This window comes from Labrys neptuniae, assembly GCF_040797145.1.
Classification (GTDB): Bacteria; Pseudomonadota; Alphaproteobacteria; order Rhizobiales; family Labraceae; genus Labrys; species Labrys neptuniae.
Map to the genome: position 1 here is coordinate 124,131 of NZ_JBFNQD010000006.1, position 16,584 is coordinate 140,714.

General features: G+C 64.9%; 14 protein-coding genes. 13 read left to right on the forward strand and 1 reads right to left on the reverse strand.

Annotated elements, in window-relative coordinates:
- The first annotated feature begins 170 nt into the window (after nt 1-170).
- The 9 genes from ABXS05_RS18580 (at nt 171) to ABXS05_RS18620 (ending at nt 10,094) form a co-directional block, all read left to right on the forward strand.
- Entirely contained in the window at nt 171-938 is a 768-nt protein-coding gene (locus ABXS05_RS18580; RefSeq protein WP_367624976.1) for an SDR family NAD(P)-dependent oxidoreductase, read from the forward strand.
- A 380-nt stretch (nt 939-1,318) separates the two neighbouring features.
- On the forward strand, nt 1,319-2,458 hold the full coding sequence (locus ABXS05_RS18585; protein WP_367624977.1) for an ABC transporter ATP-binding protein: 1,140 nt from the start codon (nt 1,319-1,321) through the stop codon (nt 2,456-2,458).
- A 55-nt stretch (nt 2,459-2,513) separates the two neighbouring features.
- Nucleotides 2,514-3,620, forward strand: coding sequence for an ABC transporter substrate-binding protein (locus ABXS05_RS18590; protein WP_311940432.1), 1,107 nt, complete (start codon nt 2,514-2,516; stop codon nt 3,618-3,620).
- Between the two features lie 183 nt (nt 3,621-3,803).
- The gene (locus ABXS05_RS18595; RefSeq protein WP_311940430.1) at nt 3,804-4,748 is read left to right on the forward strand and encodes an ABC transporter permease; all 945 of its coding nucleotides are present in this window, start codon (nt 3,804-3,806) and stop codon (nt 4,746-4,748) included.
- A gap of 13 nt (nt 4,749-4,761) precedes the next feature.
- Entirely contained in the window at nt 4,762-5,562 is an 801-nt protein-coding gene (locus ABXS05_RS18600; RefSeq protein WP_311940429.1) for an ABC transporter permease, read from the forward strand.
- Nucleotides 5,563-5,602: 40 nt separating this feature from the next.
- Nucleotides 5,603-6,934, forward strand: coding sequence for a histidinol dehydrogenase (gene hisD / locus ABXS05_RS18605; RefSeq protein WP_367624978.1), 1,332 nt, complete (start codon nt 5,603-5,605; stop codon nt 6,932-6,934).
- Nucleotides 6,935-6,937: 3 nt separating this feature from the next.
- Nucleotides 6,938-7,954, forward strand: coding sequence for a zinc-dependent alcohol dehydrogenase (locus ABXS05_RS18610; protein ID WP_367624979.1), 1,017 nt, complete (start codon nt 6,938-6,940; stop codon nt 7,952-7,954).
- A gap of 72 nt (nt 7,955-8,026) precedes the next feature.
- Nucleotides 8,027-8,758, forward strand: a complete 732-nt coding sequence (hutC, locus tag ABXS05_RS18615; RefSeq protein WP_311940425.1) for a histidine utilization transcriptional repressor HutC — start codon at nt 8,027-8,029, stop codon at nt 8,756-8,758.
- Between the two features lie 181 nt (nt 8,759-8,939).
- On the forward strand, nt 8,940-10,094 hold the full coding sequence (locus ABXS05_RS18620; protein ID WP_367624980.1) for an alpha-hydroxy acid oxidase: 1,155 nt from the start codon (nt 8,940-8,942) through the stop codon (nt 10,092-10,094).
- Between the two features lie 292 nt (nt 10,095-10,386).
- On the opposite strand, the gene ABXS05_RS18625 is transcribed toward ABXS05_RS18620, so the two are convergent.
- On the reverse strand, nt 10,387-11,724 hold the full coding sequence (locus ABXS05_RS18625; RefSeq protein WP_311940625.1) for a hemolysin family protein: 1,338 nt from the start codon (nt 11,722-11,724) through the stop codon (nt 10,387-10,389).
- A gap of 459 nt (nt 11,725-12,183) precedes the next feature.
- On the opposite strand from ABXS05_RS18625, the gene ABXS05_RS18630 reads away from it, so the two are divergent.
- From ABXS05_RS18630 to ABXS05_RS18645, 4 genes are all read left to right on the forward strand, one after another.
- Complete coding sequence (locus ABXS05_RS18630) at nt 12,184-13,503, forward strand: ABC transporter substrate-binding protein (RefSeq protein ID WP_068289116.1); 1,320 nt, start codon at nt 12,184-12,186, stop codon at nt 13,501-13,503.
- A 495-nt stretch (nt 13,504-13,998) separates the two neighbouring features.
- Complete coding sequence (locus tag ABXS05_RS18635) at nt 13,999-14,889, forward strand: carbohydrate ABC transporter permease (protein ID WP_311942086.1); 891 nt, start codon at nt 13,999-14,001, stop codon at nt 14,887-14,889.
- A 3-nt stretch (nt 14,890-14,892) separates the two neighbouring features.
- On the forward strand, nt 14,893-15,714 hold the full coding sequence (locus tag ABXS05_RS18640) for a carbohydrate ABC transporter permease (protein ID WP_311942083.1): 822 nt from the start codon (nt 14,893-14,895) through the stop codon (nt 15,712-15,714).
- Between the two features lie 34 nt (nt 15,715-15,748).
- The gene (locus tag ABXS05_RS18645) at nt 15,749-16,522 is read left to right on the forward strand and encodes an SDR family NAD(P)-dependent oxidoreductase (protein WP_311942080.1); all 774 of its coding nucleotides are present in this window, start codon (nt 15,749-15,751) and stop codon (nt 16,520-16,522) included.
- The last annotated feature ends 62 nt before the right edge of the window (nt 16,523-16,584 follow it).

A 16,584-nucleotide genomic window follows, 5' to 3' on the forward strand; every position in this document is an offset into this window, starting at 1 on the left:
GATGGCGTATCGGTTACTTTCAACAATGCTCAAGCTGAACGATTGCCCTAGCCCAGAAGCCTCGGCACCTTGCGATCTGCGCGATTCTGTCTGATCAAATTAAGGCAGCCTTCACCGCCCCGATTGCAGAGCAGCCGGCATTGGCATTTCCCGATGGCGAGAGGAGCATCATGTCGCGTCCGATCTTCGACCTCACCGGCCGCCGCGCCGTCGTCACCGGCGCCAGCCGCGGCATCGGCCAGACCATCGCCCTCGCCCTGGCCGAAGCGGGCGCCGATGTCGCCGTGACGGCGCGGGCGCTCGGCAATCTCGACGAGACCCGCAGCCTCGTCGAAGCGTCCGGACAGCGCTGCATCGCCCTCGCGCAGGACGTCGCCGACGTCGAGAACTGCAGGGCCGTCATCGGCCAAGCCGCCGAAGCCCTCGGCGGCCTCGACATCCTGGTCAACAATGCCGGCGTCGAGAGTGTCCGCCCCTCCCTCGAGGTGGACGAGGCCCTGTGGGACGGCATCGTCTCCACCAATCTCAAGGGCGCCTTCTTCTGCGCGCAGGCCGCCGGCCGGATCATGGCCGGGGCGCAAGGGGGCGCTATCGTCAATCTGTGCTCCCTCACCTCCTTCGTCGGCATTCCCACCGCGGTTCCCTATGGCGCTTCCAAATCCGGCCTGCTCGGCGTCACCCATGCCCTCGCCGCCGAATGGGCCGGTCATGGCATCCGGGTGAACGCCATCGCGCCCGGCTATTTCCGCACGGCCATGACCGAGGTGTTCTACCAAGACGAAGCTTGGCAGGGGCAGATGCTGGCGAAGATCCCGCAGCGCCGTTTCGGCGAGCAGGCTGATGTCGCAGGCGTCGCGGTGTTCCTGTGCTCGGACGCCTCGGCCTATGTCACCGGCCATTGCATCCCGGTCGACGGCGGCTATCTCGCCTCGATCTAGGGAAGCTCGGGAGAATAAGTAAGCTGCTCTGAAGCTGTCATCCCCGGCCGAACCGCTCGCGAGCGCAGCGAGAGAGGGTGAGGGGAAGGGGATCCAGGAGCCATAAAGCCACATCCATCAGCCCCTGGATCCCCTTTCCGGGGTCTTCGACCCCGCCGGGGATGACGGGCGCACTTGTTGCCTGACTTCTGCTTGGCGCAATCGCCATCTCAACCCCGGCCTTCGTGCGCTGCACAATAATTAGCCAGAATGTCAAGCCGGGCAAGAATTGCGCATGTTGCGTTGACCGTATTTGTATGTAGCTGTATAGACAGGTTCATGCTGCCGTGAGATCGACCTGCGGGACTGGGCGCGGCGGCTTGGGAAGACAGGGGAACGAAATGGAATCTGCACCCCTCGGCATCAGCCCCTCCGGCGGAACGAGCCCCTTTGCCGTTTCCGTCAAGGATGTCGCCATGATCTTCGGCGACGTCCATGCGGTCAAAAGCGCCTCCTTCGACCTGCCCAAGGGCAAGTTCCTCACCATTCTCGGCCCGTCCGGTTCAGGCAAGACCACGCTGCTGCGCATGGTGGCCGGCTTCGATGCGCCGAGCCGCGGCGAGATCTTCATCAACGGCCAGCCCGTCAGCGCCGTGCCGGCGCACAAGCGAGCCATCGGCATGGTGTTTCAGAAACTGGCCCTCTTCCCCCACATGACGGCCGCCGAGAACGTCGCCTTCCCTCTCAAGATGCGCCGCCACGATGCCCGCGGCATTGCCGACAAGGTGGAGCGCTATCTCGACCTGGTGCGCCTCGGCGGCTATGGCGCGCGCCGCATCAACGAATTGTCGGGCGGCCAGCAGCAGCGCGTGGCGATCGCCCGTGCCTTGGTGTTCGAGCCCGACCTCCTGCTGCTCGACGAGCCCCTGGCGGCGCTCGACCGCAAGCTGCGCGAGGAGATGCAGCTCGAATTCCGCCGCATCCAGAAGGAGCTCGGGGTCACCACCATCAACGTCACCCACGACCAGCGCGAGGCCCTCGTGGTCTCCGACGAGATCATCGTGATGGATGGCGGCCAGATCCAGCAGAAGGCCCGCCCGCTCGACGCCTACCGGACGCCGACCAATCCCTTCGTCGCCAATTTCATCGGCGTCACCAATTTCATCGAAGGCGTGGCCGGTGCCGCGAACGGCTCCACCCTGACCTTCACCAGCGCGGGACGCAGCCTGTTCGGCATATTAGCCAATACCGCAGTCCCGCCGGTACCCGGCGAGGCCTGCCAGGGTGCCGTCAGAGCCGAGCAGATCCGGATCGCTTCGAGCGCGGAGAAGCTCCAGGGCCTCGAAACCATCGTGGACGGCGTGGTCGAGGATTCCATCTTCGAGGGCGAGCGCATCGTCTACGAAATACGGGTTTCGCCCCTCGGCGACGCGCTGCTGCGGGTCTTCGATCACGATCCCGTCGCCCACCAGCAATTCGCCCCGGGCGAGACCGTCAGCCTGGGATGGAATGCCAAGGATATGCAAATCTTCAAGAAGTGAATCTTCAAAAAGTGAAAAAGTGACCCGAGAAGGTCCATCCAGAGGAGAACCAGTGATGTCACACGATCAGTTCCTGTCAGCGCAAATCCGCCGGCGTACCCTGCTCGCTTCGATGCTGGCAGCCGGCGCCTCGGCCACTTTTGGCATGGGCCGGGCCATGGCCGACGAGCCCGAAAAGCCCTCCGAACTCATCGTGCGCGCCTGGGGCGGCAGCTGGGTCGACGCCCTGAAGGCGGGTGTCTCGGACAGCTTCACCAAGAAGACCGGCATCGCCGTGCGCCACGATCTGACCGAGGACAACGAGATCCAGCCCAAGCTCTGGGCGGCCGTGGCGCAGAAGCGCACCCCGCCGATCCATGTGAACTGGGACACCACCACCAACGCCACCAAATCGGCGCTGCGCGGCGTGACCGAGGATCTGTCCGACCTGCCCAACCTCAAGAACACCACCGAGCTCGCCAAGCCCGTCGGCCTCGACGGCTATCCGATCGTCAACACCTATGGCTATGTCTATGTGCTGGCCTACAGGCCGTCGGCTTTCCCGAACGGGGCGCCCAAATCCTGGAAGGACCTGCTCGATCCCAAGCTCAAGCGCCGCATCGCGCTCTACAATGACGGCATCGGCTTCCATTTCCCCGCCCAGGTCGCCGGCGGCGGCAAGCTGGAGGACATTCCGGCCAACATGCAGGCCGCCTGGGACTTCATCGCCAAGGTGAAGGAGCAGCAGCCCTTGCTGGGCGAGGATCCCGATTTCACCACCTGGTTCCAGAAGGGCGAGATCGACGCGGCCTGCACCATTTCCACCAATGCACGCGAGGCCAAGAAGAACGGCATCGACCTCGCCTGGGTGGTGCCGGAGGAAGGCGCCAAGTTCGACACGGACGGGCTGTGGATCCCCAAGGGCCTGCCGGAGAACGAGCTCTACTGGGCCAAGCAGTACATCGACCATGCCCTGACCAAGGAAGCCCAGCAGGTCTGGCTCGACGGCCTCGGCCTGCCGGGCGTGGTGCCCGGCCTCACTCCGCCGGCCGATCTCGTCAACAATCCCGCCTATCCGACCAAGGAGGAGGACTTCAAGCACCTCATCCGCATCTCGTCACGCACACAGGTGGAGAACGAGAGCAAGTGGTTCGCCAAGTTCAAGGAAATCATGCAGGGCTGAGGCCAAGGAGGCTTCTCCCTTTGCGGGACCTAAGGCACTTCCCATGGAAGTGCCTTAGGTCCCGGCAGGGGGATGAGGGGTGTTGGCAAATACCTTGCAAGGTCGTGTTTCACCCCTCATCCGCCCCTTCGGGGCACCTTCTCCCGCAAGGGGAGAAGGCAAATCCCACTAAGGACCGACAGGATGCGCTCTTCGCGTGCCGCCTATCCCCTGACCTGGCGCCTCATGGATGCGCTTGAGCGCCTGGCCGCTTTCCTGTGGCCCTCGAGCTTCCGGGCCGGGCTGCCCTATCTGATGCTGCTGCCCGCGCTCGTATTGGTCGGCCTGCTCGTGCTCGGCCTGATCCAGATGGGTGATGCCAGCCTGCGCGTCCTCGATACCACCACCTTCCTGACGTCGGAGACCTATACCCTCGCCAACTACCAGCGCGTGGTGAGCGAAAGCTTCTTCACCGCCGTGGCCGGGCGCAGCCTGATGGGCGCCGTCATCGTGACGCTTGCCACCCTGATCCTGGCCTTCCCCTATGCCTATCTGATGGTGCGCACGCCATCTTCAGGCCTGCGCAAATTCCTCCTGGTCGCGCTGTTCCTGCCCTTCTTCATCGGCCAGGTGGTGCGCGCCTATGGCTGGCTGATCATCCTGGGCAACCAGGGCATGGTCAACGAGGCCCTCGGCCTGGTTGGCGTCGCGCCGATGCGCCTGCTCTACAATTATCCCGCCGTGCTGTTCGGCCTCGTCCAGTACATGCTGCCCTTCGCCGTGCTGATGCTGGCGCCGGCCCTGACGGCGATACCGGCGGAACTGGAAGCCGCGGCCGCCTCGCTCGGCGCTGGTTGGGTGCGGACCTTTCGCCACATCGTGCTGCCTCTCGCCCGGCCGGGCCTGGTGGGCGCCGGCCTCGTCGTCGTCACCCTCTCGCTGACCGATTTCGCAGTGCCCGCCATCCTGGGCGGCGGCACGCAGGATTTCATCGCCAACGCCATCTACGACCAGTTCTTCCGCACCTCCGACCAGGGGCTCGGTGCCACGCTCTGCCTGATGCTGGTGGCGGTCGGCTCCCTTCTCGTCGGCGTGGTGTTCATGCTGTTCGGCGCCGGCACGCTGGCCATGAACGGCAAGAAGAACTGAGCGGAGAACGCAAATGACCGGCAGCACCAGCAAGTCCATCGTAATCTGGGGCTTCGTGGTCGCGGCACTGGTGATGCTGTCGGCGCCGACCATCGTGGTGCTCGGCGCCTCCTTCACGGCAGGCAACATCATCACCTTCCCGCCCGAAGGCTTTTCCCTGCGCTGGTACGGCGCCATCGCCCAGGCCAGCGACCTGCGCCAGGCCTTCCTGCGCTCGCTGATCGTGGCGACGATCTGCACGCTCATCGCGGTGCCGATCGGCACGCTGGCCGGCATCGCGCTCGCCAAATACAAGGTGCGCTTCGAGCGCTCGATCCAGGTCTACCTGCTGCTGCCCTTCACCATCCCGCTGATCGGCTCGGGCATCGGCATGATGCTGGTCTTCGGCAATCTCGGCGTGCTCGGCCGGCTCTGGCCGGTGGGCATCGCCTGCTGCGTGATCAACCTGCCCTTCATGATCTGGGCCGTCACGGCGAGTGCCAGCAATCTCAGCCCGGACCTGGAACTGGCCGCGGCCAATTGCGGCGCGCCGCCCCTGCAGCGCTTCCTCTACATCACGCTGCCCGCGGTGCTGCCGGGGGTGATCACCGGCTCGCTCCTGATGTTCATCCTCGCCCTCAACGAGTTCCTGGTCAGCCTGCTGCTGGTGGATGCCCGCTCCGTCACGCTGCCGGTGCAGATCTACAATTCCATCCGCTCCATCATCACGCCGGACCTCGCTGCCATTTCCGTCGTCTTCATCGCCTGCGCCGGCCTCGCCATCGCCCTGCTCGACCGGCTCGTCGGCCTCGACATCTTCCTCAAATCCAAATGACCTCCCCGGCCCTGCGAGGCCCCGCATCCAGGACAGAACCATGACCTCAGCCCGCTTCTACGACTATGCCAGCCTCAGCGCGGAGGAGAAGGCCGCCCTGCTGCGCCGTTCGGAAACGGACATTTCCAAATTCATCGAGAAGGTCGCGCCGATCCTGGAGGCGGTCAGGACCGAGGGCGATGCCGCGCTGGCCCGCTTCGGCCGGGAGCTCGACAAGGCCGAAGTGACCGAGGCCAACCTCAAGGTCACGCCGGCCGAGTTCGACGCCGCCTTCCGCGAGGTCGATGGCGACGTCATCGAGGCGATCACCTTCGGCATCGACAATATCCGCCGCTTCCACGAGGAGCAGAAACCCGAGGCGATGTGGCTGAAGGAGATCCGGCCGGGCGCCTATGCCGGCGACCGCTTCACCCCGATCCAGTCGGTCGCCCTCTATGTGCCGCGCGGCAAGGGCTCCTTCCCGTCCGTGACCATGATGACCTCGGTTCCGGCCGTGGTCGCCGGCGTGCCCAACCTCGCCATCGTCACCCCGCCGGCGCCCGACGGCGGAGTCGACGCGGCCACGCTGGTCGCCGCCAGGCTGGCGGGCGTGGAAACCGTCTACAAGGTCGGCGGCGCGCAGGCGGTCGCGGCCGTCGCCTATGGCACCGAAACCATCAAGCCGGCCCTCAAGATCGTCGGCCCCGGCAGCCCCTGGGTGGTCGCCGCCAAGCGCCTGCTCTCCGGCGTCATCGATACCGGTCTGCCGGCAGGCCCCTCCGAGGTGATGATCCTGGCCGACGACAGCGTGCATGGCGGCCTCGCCGCGCTCGATCTGCTGATCGAGGCCGAGCATGGTCCGGATTCCTCGGCCTATCTCGTCACCCATAGCCGCCGGGTCGCCGAGGAGGCGCTCGCCGCCCTGCCCGAGCATTGGGCCCGCATGACCGAGCAGCGCGTCGCCTTCTCCAAGGCCGTGCTGACGGGCAGCACCGGCGGCGTGGTGCTGACCTCCTCGATCGAGGAGAGCTACGCGTTCGTCAACGCCTATGCCCCTGAGCATCTGGAAATCCTGTCCGAGGAGCCTTTCATCCATCTCGGTCACATCACCGAGGCCTCCGAGATCCTGATGGGAACGCACACACCGGTGAGCATCGCCAATTTCTCGCTGGGGCCGAATGCCGTGCTGCCGACCAGCCGCTGGGCCCGCACCTTCGGCCCGCTTTCGGTGAACGATTTCGTCAAGCGTTCCTCGATCGGCTACGTCACCCCGCCGGCCTATGCCGAATTTGCCCGCCATTCCCACAAGCTGGCGCTCTATGAGGGCTTTTCCTCCCATGCCAATGCCGTCTCGCCGATCCGCGAGACCTATCTGACGAAGAAGGGCGGCTGAGCGATGAAGGCCGTCCGGCTGCATGATGTCAGGGATCTGCGCGTGGAAGCGGTCGAGGCCCCCTCAGCCCCGCCGCCTGGTCACGTGAACCTCGCGGTCAGGGCCGCCGGCATCTGCGGCTCGGACCTGCACAACTACCGGACCGGCCAGTGGATCACGCGCCGTCCCTCGGTGGCGGGCCACGAGTTCTGCGGCCGCGTGACGGCGATCGGCGAGGGAGTGAGCGGGTTTGCGGTCGGTGATGTCGTCGTCGCCGATTCCAGATTCTGGTGCGGCAATTGCCCCGCCTGTGCCGGAGGACGGCACAATGTCTGCGAGAATCTCGGCTTTGTCGGCGAGGCTTGCGACGGCGGTTTCGCCGATGCCGTGCAATTGCCGGCCCGGCTGCTGGTGCCACATGCGCCTTCGCTGCCGCCTCGCATCGCCGCCATGGCCGAGCCGCTGGCGGTGGCGCTGCACGTAGTACGGCGACTCGCCGCGCCGCGCGGAGAGCCGGTGCTCGTGGTCGGTTGCGGCACGATCGGAGGCCTATGCGCCCTGCTGCTCGCCCATCTCCACGACGGCCCCATCCTGCTCAGCGACCCCAATGCCGCGCGCGCCGGATTGGTGTCTGCGGTGAGCGGCGGCAGCCGGGTCGGCCTCGTGGCCGAGGACATTGCCGCTACCCTTGCAGGGCGGCGCCTGCGCCATGCCATCGATGCGACGGGCCATGTCGGGGCCATCGCCGCGACGCTCGGCCTCCTTGCCGGCGCGGGTGCGCTCTGCCTGGTCGGCATCGGCCATGGCAAGCTCGACCTCGACCCCACTGAGCTGGTCGAACGCGAGATCGCCTTGATCGGCTGCCATGCCTTCACCGATGACGAACTCGTGCAGGCCACCGCGCTGCTGGTGGAACTGCAAGGCGCCCTCGAACAGTTCTGCGAAATCCTGCCTGCCCTGGACGAGATTCCCGCTGCCTATGAACGCTTGCTGGCCGGTCAGGGCGCGAAGCTGAAAACCATCGTCCAGCTCACGGAATAGCCGTATTCCATCCGATTGAACCAGGCTTTCCGGGGCCTGACTTTCTCGACCCCCCACGCAGGAGACAGGACCATGGACGTTCTTTCCGACTCCGCCTCTCCCCTCTACGAGAAGGTCAAGGACTTCGTCCTCGGCAACATCGCCAGCGGCAAATGGGGGCGCCATGCGCGCCTTCCTTCCGAGCACGATCTCGTCGCCACGCTCGGCGTCTCGCGCATGACCGTGCATCGGGCCCTGCGCGAACTGACGGCACAGGGGCATCTGCGCCGCATCCCGGGCGTCGGCACCTTCGTGGCGCCACCAAAGCCGCAATCGACGCTCATCGAGATCAGCAACATCGCCACCGAGATCAAGGCCCGCGGTAGCCGCCATCGCGCCGAGGTGGTCATGCTCGAACGCATAGCCCAGCCCACGCCGGAACTGATGATCGCCTTCGAATTCGAGGCGATCAAGCCGGTCGACCATTCCATCGTCATCCATTTCGAAAACGACGTGCCGGTGCAGCTCGAGGAGCGCTACGTCAACACCGACCTGGTCAGCGGCTATCTCGACCAGGACTACACCAATGCGGCGACCTATGAATATCTGCAGCAATCCACGCCCCTGACCGAGGTCGAACAGCTGATCAGCGCCTTGCCGGCGGGAGTGGAAACCGCACGCCTGCTCCACATCCGCCCCGGCGACAGCTGCCTCGTCCTGCATCGCAAGACCTTCACCGGACCTGTTGTCGCGACGGTGAACACCTTCACCTATGTCGGCAGCCGCTATTCACTGGGCAGCCGCTATCTTCATACGGCGCGTTGATGACCGAACGCCCGCTTGCTCCGCTACCCACGACATTGACCTGTCATTCCCGGCGCCGCCGAAGGCGGCGGGAAGGGAATCCAGGGGCAACGAGATCCACTTCTGGCCCCTGGATTCCCTTCCCCTCGCTTCGCTCGGCCGGGAATGACAGGCTAAATTCTTCGAAAGTCGACGTAATTCCATGCAATTGGTGAATATTCACGATTATCGCGAGGCGGCCCGCCGTCGCCTGCCGAAGATCTTCTTCGACTATATCGATGGCGGATCCTTCGAGGAGGAAACCCTCCGGGCCAATCGAAGCGACTACGCCCGGCTGACCCTGCGCCAGAACGTGCTGGTGGAGCCGCGCGAGCAGGACCTTGGCACGCACTATCTCGGCACGCGCCATCCCCTGCCCTTCATGCTCGGTCCGGTCGGCTTTCTCGGGCTCTATGCCGGCAAAGGCGAGCAAAAGGCCGCCAGGGCCGCGCATGAGGCGGGGATCGCGCTCTGCCTTTCCAACTTCTCCATCGCCTCATTGGCGGATGTGCGGCAGGCGACCAAGGGGCCGCTGCATTTCCAGCTCTATGTGCTCGACGATCGCTCCCTTTGCGACGAGTTCCTGGAAGGCGCCCGGCTGGCTGGCGCGGATACGCTGTTCGTGACCGTCGACACTGCGATCACCGGTATCCGCGAGCGGGACGTCCGCAATGGCTTCCGCTCGCTGACGCGGGTGACGCCGGGCCTCTTCCTCGGCCTCGCCCGCAAGCCGGGCTGGCTCCTCGACGTGGCGGCGCGCGGCATGCCCAGCGTGCGAGCGATCGAGCACCGGCGCGATTTCGGGCGCGGCGCGCTCGAACAGGCCGCCAATCTGTCGCGCCATATCGACAAGACCGTGTCGTGGAAGGACATGGCCTGGCTGCGCGAGCGCTGGCAGGGCCGGCTGGTGGTCAAGGGCGTCCTCGCCCCCGAGGATGCGCTGAAGGCGAAGTCGATCGGCATGGACGGCGTGGTGATCTCAAACCATGGGGGGCGGCAGCTCGACAGCGCCTCGAGCACCATCGCGGCCCTGCCCGCCATCCGTCAGGCAGTCGGGCCCGACTTCTGCCTGATGCTCGACGGCGGCATTCGCCGCGGAGCCGATATCATCAAGGCCATCGGACTCGGCGCCGACGGCGTCATGCTGGGCCGGGCCTATACCTATGGCCTGGCCGCCGCGGGCGAGGCCGGGGTCGCCGACGTGATCGACATCCTCACCCGCGAGGTCTCGATCACGCTGGCGCTGATGGGCGTGGCCTCGATCGACGAGCTGAAATCGCTCGGCACCAAGGCCGTGATCGCGGTCGATCGAGGCTGAAATCTGCCAGTGTTTTCTGAGATTGCAGGTAAGGATGCCCATAGGTGCTAACCTAAGGGTCGGGCGAGATGATCGAGCTGAAGGTATGGCTCCACATATGAGCCCCCTCGCCCCGTTCTTACGGGAAGAGGATTGAGGTGAGGGGCTACGGAATACTTGGTTTTCGAGGTCCGCGCCGCCCCTCATCCTTACCTTCTCCCCGTAAGAACGGGGCGAAGGGGCGGCTGGCGTCGCGCCTCTCACCCTGAGTTAACGCCTATAGGCAAGGATGTCTGCGATCCCGGAAAGAGCCTCACGCCTCGGCGCCATCCACCCTGCGTGCCAGGAGCTTGTCGATGCGTCGATCGTCCATGTCGATGATCTCGAACACCCAGCCGCCATAGTCGAACTGCTCGCCGACCTCGGGCAGGTGGCCGAGCTGCGAGAGCGCGAAGCCGGCGATGGTGTGGAAATCCCGATCCTGCGGCCTTGTCTGCAGCTGGAGCCGGTCGAAGGCGGCATAGGCCGGCATCATGCCGTCGATCAGCAGCGAACCGTCCTGGCGCTCGACGATATCGGGCTCCTCGCCCTCGACCTCGGGCAGGTCGCCGGCCATGGCTTCGAGCAGGTCCGTCTGGGTGACGATGCCTTCGAGGCCGCCATATTCGTCGATGATGAGGGCCAACCGGATCGGGGTCCGCTTGAACTGGTCGAGCACCCGGAAGATCGGCATCGCCTCGTGCACGATCAGCGGCTGGCGCATGACGGCGAGCGGATCGAGCCTCTCCCCGTCCAGTACCCGGTCGAGCAGATCCTGCTTGACGATCATGCCGAGCGGCTCGTCGATATTGCCGCGCCCGACCAGGATGTGGTCGTGCCGGCATTCGCGGATAATGCGCAGCGTCTCCTTCGGATCGTCATCGATATCGACCCAGTCGATCTCGCGTCGCGGCGTCATGATATCGCTGATGCGGCGCCCGCCGATGCTGAGCACGCGCACCATCACCTCTTCCTGCGCATCCTGCAGGATGCCGGCATCCTGGCTGGCCCGGACCAGCAATTTGAGTTCCTCGGGCGAATGCAGCGATTCCTCCCCTGAGCCGGGCCGCAGGCCGAATGCCCGCAGCACCAGATTGCCGAGACCGTTCAGCATCAGGATGGCCGGCCGCAGCAGGAACAGGAACAGGCCCAGCGGCCGGACGATCCATAGCGCCGTGCCCTCGCTGCGCTGCAGGGCCAGGCTCTTGGGCGCGAGCTCGCCGAGGACGATGTGAAGGGCCGTGATGATCACGAAGGCAAGGGCGACGGCAATGGCATGCGAGCCGATGGTAGCGATCCCCGCCGGCAGCCAGCCGAGCAGCGGTTCGATGAGATGGGCGAGCGCCGGCTCGCCGATCCAGCCCAGCGCCAGGGACGAGATGGTGATGCCGAGCTGGGTCGCCGCCAAATTGGCGTCGAGATTGTCGATGGCGCGCAAGAGCGGGCGGGCATTCATCCGCCCCGCCGCGGCAAGCTCGGCCACCCTGCTGCGGCGGACGGCAACGAGCGAGAACTCGGCGGCCACGAAAAAGCCGTTGGCGGCCACGAGAGCAAAGACGGCTAGTACCCTCAACAAGTCCATGACGAGAGCACCGTCGTCGGAACCGGACATCATCTCCCCTTCCGCGCCGGGCGCGGTCCTTTCACAAAACGATCGCTTCTAGCATCGCCGCTCTGAAGCCGGGAGGCAAACCGCTCTTCGTCAAGGCTGTGCGAAACCTCCCGAAAGGGGAAGGCCGCTGGGGTCATGCCCCCGGAAACCCGACTTCAGGCGTGATCCGACAGATCGCGCCTGCTCGGGCAGCTTCGTTGTTGACTTAAACAATCTCCATGATAGCTTTTGGAATGTTATGAAAACATATGAAAGAAAAATACCAACGGCCGGAGGAAACAGCCTGATCTGCTAGCAATCGCTGCCAAAGCCCACTCGCCTTGCCTGAATTTGGATGAAGCTTGCGCATTTCACCAATGCTGCGGCGCGGGGGGTGCTTGCCCTCGCGACAGCCGGGCCAGGCCATCGATTTGCAGCCCATCGAGATGTCGAACACGACACCACAAGGAGGAGGAAACCATGCGAGCTCTCAAAACACTGTGCCTCGGCGCAGCGGCGGCGTTTATCGCCGGCCTGCCGGCGCAGGCCGAAACCAAGCTGACCATCGCCACCGTCAACAACAACGACATGGTGGTGATGCAGAAGCTGTCGAAGGATTTCGAGGCCAAGAACCCCGACATCAAGCTGAACTGGGTGGTGCTGGAGGAAAATACGCTGCGCCAGCGCCTGACCACCGACATCGCCACCAAGGGCGGCCAATACGACATCATGACCATCGGCCTGTTCGAGGCGCCGATGTGGGGCGAGCGCAACTGGCTGACGGCGTTCGACAACGTACCGGCCGACTACAAGCTCGACGACGTGCTCAAATCGGTGCGGGACGGACTTTCCTATAATGGCAAGCTCTATGCCCTGCCCTTCTATGCCGAAAGCCAGATGACCTTCTATCGCAAGGACCTGTTCGACAAGGCCGGCCTGACCATGCCCGAGCAGCCGACCTGGAAGGACATCGACGGCTTTGCCGCCAAGATCCATGATCCCGACCATGGAGTCTATGGCATCTGCCTGCGCGGCAAGCCCGGCTGGGGCGAGAATATCGGCCAGATCACCCCGGTCGCCAATTCCTATGGCGCACGCTGGTTCGACATGGAATGGAAGCCGCAATTCGACACGCCGGCCTGGAAGGAAGGCCTGACCGTCTATGTCGACCTCCTGAAGAAATACGGCCCGCCCGGCGCCGCCTCCAACGGCTACAACGAGAATCTCGCTCTGTTCGCCAGCGGCAAATGCGGCATGTGGGTGGATGCCACCGTCTCGGCCGGCTTCCTCAACGATCCCAAGCAGAGCAGCGTCGTCGGCAAGCTCGGCTACGCCCATCCGCCCTATGGCAAGTTCAACAAGGGCAACCACTATCTGTGGTCCTGGGCCCTGGCGGTGCCGGCTTCCTCCAAGGCACCGGACGCAGCCAAGAAGTTCATCTACTGGGCGACCTCGCCCGACTACATCAAGCTGGTCGCCGACTATTCGGGCATCGTCACCGTGCCGCCGGGCACCCGCCAGTCGACCTATGACAATGCCGACTACATCAAGGCTGCGCCCTTCGCCAAACTGACGCTGGATACGATCCAGACCGCCAACATGACGGACGCCACCCAGGAGAAGGTGCCCTATCGCGGCATCTCCTTCGTCGGCATTCCCGAGTTCCAGAGCATCGGCACTGCCGTCGGCCAGGAATTCGCCGCCGTCATCGCCGGCAAGAAGACGGTCGACCAGGGCCTTGCAGCCGCCCAGTCGCTGACCCAGCGCGCCATGCGCCAGGCCGGCTACCCCAAGAAATAGGGCAACAGCAAGACGCTGATGCGGTTCACTTAAGTATCTTCAAGGTTGCACGATGCTTGTCATCCCCGGCGCCGCCGCAGGCGGCGGGAAGGGGATCCAGGGACCGTAAATACGATCTTCGGCCCTTGGATTCCACTCACAAGCAAAGCTTGTGAGGATACCTCGCCCTCTCTCGCTTCGCTCGCGAGAAGCTCGGCCAGGAATGACGGTGCGCTTATTCTTGAACGGTCCCCAAGTGAACCGCATTGGCGCAACACACAGGCTTGCCGGGGCGATCCCGCCCCGCTCCGTGCCAAGATGCGTTTTCTCTCCCGGAACGCATCTTCGGCGGCGCGATCCCGATCCTGCCTGATCGAGATCGCGCCGCCTACTCCCGGAAAGCGGCTTGTTCGAGCCGAAACGCTTGCCCGCTCTCCCCTGTTTCGACGCGTCCTTGCGCTGCCGCCGATGCCGGCAGATCGCAGAACGCCCTGGGATCGATCCGAAAGGAGCTCCATGGCCGTCGCCTTGTTCGCCCGCCATCGCGGCGTCGGAGTTGACACGCGTCCCCTGCTGGCGCCGTCCGTTCTGTTGCTGTTCGTCTGGATGATCGTGCCGCTGGCCCTCACGATCTACCTGTCGTTCCAGCGCTACAATCTAAACTATCTCGACCAGACCGGCTTTGCCGGCTTCGACAATTACCGCTATCTCATCGAGGATCCCGGGCTGACCAACGCCATCCTCAACACGGTCATCCTGGTGGTGAGCGTGCTGGCGATCACGGTCGTGGTCGGCATCATCGGTGCCATCCTGCTCGACCAGCCGGTATTCGGACGCGGGCTCGCCCGGCTCTTGTGCATTGCGCCCTTCTTCATCATGCCCACGGTCAGCGCCCTGGTGTGGAAGAACCTGCTGATGCATCCGGTGAACGGGCTGTTCGCCTGGATCTCGCGCTCCCTCGGGCTGCCCGTCATCGACTGGTTCTCGGACTACCCGCTCGCATCGGTGATCATCATCGTGGCCTGGCAGTGGATCCCCTTCGCGCTCCTGATCCTGCTGACCTCGCTGCAATCGCTTGACCGCGAGCAGATCGAGGCCGCCCGCATGGACGGCGCCAACGGCCTGCGGCTTTTCGCGCACATCATGCTGCCGCACCTCTACAGGGCCATCACCATCGTGGTGATGATCGAGACGATCTTCCTGCTCTCGATCTTCGCCGAGATCCTGGTCACCACGGCCGGTGGCCCGGGCGATGCTTCCACCACCCTGCCCTACCTCATCTACAAGACCGCCCTCCTCGATTCCGACATCGGGGGTGCCTCGGCCGGCGGCATGCTCGCCGTGGTTCTCGCCAATCTCGTCGCCGTCTTCCTCATGCGCACGATTTCCCACACGCTGGAGGACTGACCGATGGCCGTCTCGCTCACCCGCCGCATCGTCGTCAGCCTGCTATGCTGGCTCATGACGCTGGTGCTGTTCTTCCCCATCCTGTGGATGATGATCACGGCCTTCAAGACCGAGCAGCAGGCGATTGCCACGCCCCCGATCCTGTTCTTCCAGCCCAGCCTGCACAATTTCGAGGAGATCCTGGAGAGCGCCGACTACCTCCACTTCTTCGCCAACAGCGTGATCGTCTCGGTCGGCTCGACGGTGCTCGGCATCGTCGTCGGCCTGCCGGCGGCCTATGCGCTCGCCTTCTTCCCCGGGCGGCGCGCCAAGGACCTGATGATGTGGATGCTCTCCACCAAGATGATGCCGGCCGTCGGCGTGCTCGTGCCGATCTATCTGCTGTTCCAATGGGCGGGACTGCTGGATTCGCTCCTGGGGCTGACCTGCCTCTACATGCTGATCAATCTGCCGATCATCGTGTGGATGCTCTTCACCTTCTTCCGCGACGTGCCCAAGGAGATCCTGGAGGCCGCACGCATGGACGGCGCCGGTCCCCTCAAGCAGTTCGTGTGGATGCTCTTGCCGATGACCATGCCCGGCATCGCCTCGACGGCGCTGCTCGCCATCATCCTGTCCTGGAACGAGGCGTTCTGGAGCATCAACCTCACGGTGACGCAGGCGACACCCCTCACCGCCTTCATCGCCCGTTTCTCCAGCCCCGAGGGCCTGTTCTGGGCCAAGCTTTCCGCCGCCTCGCTGATGGCGATCGGCCCCATCCTGATCTTCGGCTGGCTGACGCAGCGCCAGCTCGTCCGAGGTCTCACCTTCGGCGCCGTCAAGTGACGGCGCGACAATCCACCTGGAGGATATTGCAGCGATGTATTTGAAGAAATTCGACCTGTCCGGCCAGACGGCCTTCATCACCGGCGGCGGCCGCGGCATCGGGCTCGCCAGCGCCGAGGCGCTGCTGGAGGCCGGCGCCGAGGTGGTGATCTCCGATCTCGACCCGGCCGTGCTCGCCGGCGGCCGGGAGGCCCTCGCCGCCAAGGGCTGGACCGTCGATGCCGTCGCGCTCGACGTCACCGATGCCGATGCCGTCGGCCGGGCCGCGCGCGAGGCCAATGAACGCCATGGCGGCGTCGACATCCTGATCGCCAATGCCGGCATCGCCTGGCCCGACACCGGCGGCGAGGACATGACCGACGAGGTCTGGCGCAAGGTGATCGATGTCGACCTCAATGGCTGCTACTGGAGCTGCCGCGAATTCGGCCGGGCCATGCTGCAGCGTGGCAAGGGCTCGATCGTCACGCTGGGCTCGATGTCCGGCCTCATTTCCAACAAGCCCCAGCGCCAGGTCCACTACAACGCCGCCAAGGCCGGCGTGCACCACATGACCAAGTCGCTGGCCGGCGAATGGGCGCCCCACGGCGTGCGCGTCAATGCGGTGGCGCCGACCTATGTCGACACGCCGATGTCGCGCGGCGGCTTCGACAAGCCGGAACTGTTTCCGGTGTGGATGGAGATGACGCCGATGAAGCGCGTGGCCCGCGCCGACGAAATCGCCTCGGCCATCCTGTTCCTGGCCAGCGATGCGGCGAGCGCCATGACGGGCGCGGTCGTCGTCGTCGATTGCGGCTACACCATCTGGTAGCCCGATCTCGCGTCCATCGGGAGCTTCGTTCCCCCGACCCCGATGGACGCGGTGCCCCCTTG

What these genes read in the sequence shown, in the direction of transcription:
- ABXS05_RS18580 (WP_367624976.1), top strand. Translation starts at nt 171, where the DNA reads ATGTCGCGTCCGATCTTCGACCTCACCGGCCGCCGCGCCGTCGTCACC.
- ABXS05_RS18585 (WP_367624977.1), top strand. Translation starts at nt 1,319, where the DNA reads ATGGAATCTGCACCCCTCGGCATCAGCCCCTCCGGCGGAACGAGCCCC.
- ABXS05_RS18590 (WP_311940432.1), top strand. Translation starts at nt 2,514, where the DNA reads ATGTCACACGATCAGTTCCTGTCAGCGCAAATCCGCCGGCGTACCCTG.
- ABXS05_RS18595 (WP_311940430.1), top strand. Translation starts at nt 3,804, where the DNA reads ATGCGCTCTTCGCGTGCCGCCTATCCCCTGACCTGGCGCCTCATGGAT.
- ABXS05_RS18600 (WP_311940429.1), top strand. Translation starts at nt 4,762, where the DNA reads ATGACCGGCAGCACCAGCAAGTCCATCGTAATCTGGGGCTTCGTGGTC.
- hisD (WP_367624978.1), top strand. Translation starts at nt 5,603, where the DNA reads ATGACCTCAGCCCGCTTCTACGACTATGCCAGCCTCAGCGCGGAGGAG.
- ABXS05_RS18610 (WP_367624979.1), top strand. Translation starts at nt 6,938, where the DNA reads ATGAAGGCCGTCCGGCTGCATGATGTCAGGGATCTGCGCGTGGAAGCG.
- hutC (WP_311940425.1), top strand. Translation starts at nt 8,027, where the DNA reads ATGGACGTTCTTTCCGACTCCGCCTCTCCCCTCTACGAGAAGGTCAAG.
- ABXS05_RS18620 (WP_367624980.1), top strand. Translation starts at nt 8,940, where the DNA reads ATGCAATTGGTGAATATTCACGATTATCGCGAGGCGGCCCGCCGTCGC.
- ABXS05_RS18625 (WP_311940625.1), bottom strand. Translation starts at nt 11,724, where the DNA reads ATGTCCGGTTCCGACGACGGTGCTCTCGTCATGGACTTGTTGAGGGTA.
- ABXS05_RS18630 (WP_068289116.1), top strand. Translation starts at nt 12,184, where the DNA reads ATGCGAGCTCTCAAAACACTGTGCCTCGGCGCAGCGGCGGCGTTTATC.
- ABXS05_RS18635 (WP_311942086.1), top strand. Translation starts at nt 13,999, where the DNA reads ATGGCCGTCGCCTTGTTCGCCCGCCATCGCGGCGTCGGAGTTGACACG.
- ABXS05_RS18640 (WP_311942083.1), top strand. Translation starts at nt 14,893, where the DNA reads ATGGCCGTCTCGCTCACCCGCCGCATCGTCGTCAGCCTGCTATGCTGG.
- ABXS05_RS18645 (WP_311942080.1), top strand. Translation starts at nt 15,749, where the DNA reads ATGTATTTGAAGAAATTCGACCTGTCCGGCCAGACGGCCTTCATCACC.